General features: G+C 64.6%; 3 protein-coding genes. All 3 read left to right on the top strand.

The genetic code is table 11. The annotated features are described in order from the left end of the window. A partial coding sequence (locus tag VAE54_RS06485; RefSeq protein ID WP_322801131.1) for a CRISPR-associated ring nuclease occupies positions 1 to 879 on the top strand: 879 nt, incomplete at its 5' end. 192 nt (positions 880 to 1,071) lie between these two features. Further along, positions 1,072 to 2,040, top strand: coding sequence for a hypothetical protein (locus VAE54_RS06490; RefSeq protein WP_322801132.1), 969 nt, complete (start codon positions 1,072 to 1,074; stop codon positions 2,038 to 2,040). A gap of 150 nt (positions 2,041 to 2,190) precedes the next feature. Next, positions 2,191 to 3,178 (top strand): hypothetical protein (locus VAE54_RS06495; protein ID WP_322801133.1); only part of this gene is annotated, 988 nt, incomplete at its 3' end.

The raw sequence follows: 3,178 nt of genomic DNA on the forward strand, positions 1-3,178 counted from the left end.
ACGTATGCTCAGAGTGCGCTCAGCCTGTTAAGCGAGCATCTCCCGGATTACTACAGTCGCGAAGTAGCACTTCTGGACGCCCGCGTTCTGGAAACCTTCTACGATGTGGACTCCGATACAGCCGCCCTGGAGTTCATGAAGCAGGCGTGCGCCGCCCTAAGGGACTACCGCAAGAAGGGCTGGGAAGTCTACGCTAGCATCGCTGGCGGACGCAAGGCCATGTCGGCACTGCTGACGCTTGCGGTGCAGTTCTACGGCGCCCAGCGCCTCTTCCATGTGCTGGTGGAAGACCCCGTGCTGGAGGAAGAAGGGCATATCTTGAAGCTCCGGAACAAAAGCCCGGAAGAGCGAAACCGAGCGCTTCATCCGCCCGTTGAGCAGATCAAGCTGGTGAATTTGCCCTTCATCGGGCTTTTCCCGCTGTTAGGGGATATCATCGCGGGTCTCAAAGACGGCTCGATTCGTTCTGAGGTGCGAGGGCTTCTTGAGCAGAACGGGCTGCTTGCGGCTAGTGGACCGACCGATCTGGGGCGGATGGTCTTGGAGGTCCTGGAGAGCGTCGAGGCCCTGCCCGAACCCCGGGCTGGCGAATGCGAGAAGAGCCTAGCACGCAAGGAGCCTAAGGAAGCTGAGGAAACTGAGAAGTGGGCAAACCGTTTAGCCAACCGTTTTCTGTTCGTAGAACGCATCGAGGACATCGGCTGGGAAGAGGGGGAGCCCAAAGTCTGGGCAAAACCGCCGAACACGCTCTTTGTCCGCTTGCCAGGGCGAAGGGTCCGCGGGATCGTCTTTCGGCTCGTTACCACTGCACAAACTTCCGGTCAATTGGAGCGTGCCCGCCAAGAAATCGAGCGCTGGATCGACAAGGAAGTGCGCTGATTAGGAGAAGAGTGGCGCAAGGGGGAGCCGGGCGTCCGGACTCAGCCGCCGAATGCGCTGATTGTAGGGGTTCGATTGGGCACGGACATCCTGTTCCGCCTCCGGCTCATCACCACCGCCACCACCCCGGGCCAGCTGGAGGCCGCCCGCCGGTATGTGGAACGCTACATCCGTCGCCGGGAGGGATAGGCGATGGGGGTCTACCACCTGATGGGCCTGGGGCGTTCCCCGGGCACGGTGATCGGGCCCATCACTTACCTGGCCCACCGGTATCGGCGGTGGGGCCCCGAGGATCAGGGGTTCTTCGCCCGCTCCGGGGAGGCCCGCCACCCGGCGGCCGACGAACGAGCCGGCGATATCCAGGCCCTGGTCCTCTTCACCACCCGCGAGATCCTGGACGGCACCCTTCCCTCCTTCGACTACGTGGACAACCCGCCCGGCCGCGTCTCCACGGCCCCGCTCCAGCGGGGCGGTCCCATGAAAGCGGTGCTGCGGGACCTTCTGCGCCGGGAATGGCCGGCCATCGCCGGCGGACGCACGGAGGGAACGGTGTTCTGGTGCGAGGTGGACCGCCGGGATATCCGCACGACCTATGCGCGCGTGGCCCGGGTGGTGGCCGCCCTGGCCGGGGTCGGCGGCCAGGGGAAGGAGATGTGGATCAACCTGACCGGCGGCAACAACGTGATGAACTTCGCCCTGGAGCTCACCGCGGTCCTCTCCGGGGACGTCGCCCGCCTCTATTATGTCCAGGCGGCCGACGAGCAGGCGGAGAAGTGCGTCCGTTTCACCGCCGAGGACGGCTACTGGGTGGAGCTGCCCATCATGCCGCTGGGCCTGGGGCGGCTGCGCCGGGCCATCCTCGAGGTTCTGACGGCACACGGCCCCCTTCCCCTGGAAGACCTTTATGCCCGCCTTCGCAACGAATACTGGGATCTGAGCCGGGGCCTGGACGCGCCGGAAACCCTGCGACGGGAGCATCTCACGCCGCTCTGGAAGGGACGGTTCATCCAGGAGACGGCGCAGGGCTACGCCATCGGACCCCAGTGGGAGCTGATCCAGCCTTACCTGCAAACCCTGGAGGAAGCGCGCGCCGAAGGACGGACCATCGAACAGCTGTGCGAGAGGGAGCCCTGGATCGAGCGGGAGGTGATCCCCTTCTAAGGAACCATTCGCTCCTCCGGTCTTTCCCCGATGAGCATCATGGGGTTTCCGGATGCCAGGAGGGATCCATCCCATTAAGATGGAAACTGCAGAGGCCATGGTTCACGGCCCGAAAGGGTGGGAGGACCCTGCTTGTATTAAGGAGACAGTATGTCGGCGCCGATCACCTGGAGCCTGTTTATCCGCCATGACCCATGGCTGGATAACGGCCTGGAGGTCCTGGCCGGGATGGCTGAGGCGATCGCCCGCCAGCACCCGGCGGTCCTGAGCGTCCGCCTGGAGCCCGACGGGCTGCGCCTGGAGATCCAGCAGCCCCAGCGTTTCGCCCGTCTCCTGGGCCATCAAATCGCGCTCCAGGTCGAAAACGCTTATTACATCCCGGAACCCGGACGCAAGGAGTTGAAACCGTTCGTCGGCTTCAATCAGCAGCCTCCGACGCAGCATCCCGAACTTTATCGGGGGAAGGAGGCGATTGAGGCGTTCGTTCAGGAGCTCCTGGCAGAGATCTCGCAGCCTTCCAGCCGCCGATCCCGCTTCACGTGTCCGTTCTGTGGGGCGCCAGCTACGGAGAAGCGTACGCTCTCCCTCTATCCCTTCGTGACTAAGACGAAAGCCCTCGGCGGGCAGGCGGTGTGGGAAGAGGCCGGGTTCCGCGGCCTGAACGAATACGGGCCGATCTGCACCGTCTGCGCCTTCCTGGGCATGCTGGCCTGGTCCGACACGGCCCTGCTCTACCGGTGCGACATCGACGGTCCCCAGCGGACGGCGCTCCTGGCCCTCCCGTGGCCCCAGCCCCCTGACCTGCGCCGTCTGCACCAACAGAAGCAGCGCTATCGTCACGCCCTGAACCCCACCTACCGCCGCAGCAACGTCCAGGTGGTGGTCCACTGGGGCAACCGAGATCGGGAGGAGTGGCCCCCGCAGGCGTTCACCATGCTTCTGGCTTTCTATGAGGCGGCTCTGAGCCGCGTGCTGGCGGAGATCCAGGAGAGCAGCGGGGAAAGCCTCTTTGATCCGATCGCCCTGCGCCGGGCGATCCCGGATGGCTGGATCCTCCTCCGCATCCCTCAGGGCCGGATGAAGGACATCACGGCGACCGACTGGTTCATGGAGGATACGATCCTGCGCGTCATGCGCT

The organism is Thermoflexus sp., from assembly GCF_034432235.1.
Classification (GTDB): domain Bacteria; phylum Chloroflexota; class Anaerolineae; order Thermoflexales; family Thermoflexaceae; genus Thermoflexus.

Coding starts and splice junctions, on each gene's coding strand:
- VAE54_RS06490 (WP_322801132.1), top strand. CDS start 1,072: ATGGGGGTCTACCACCTGATGGGCCTGGGGCGTTCCCCGGGCACGGTG.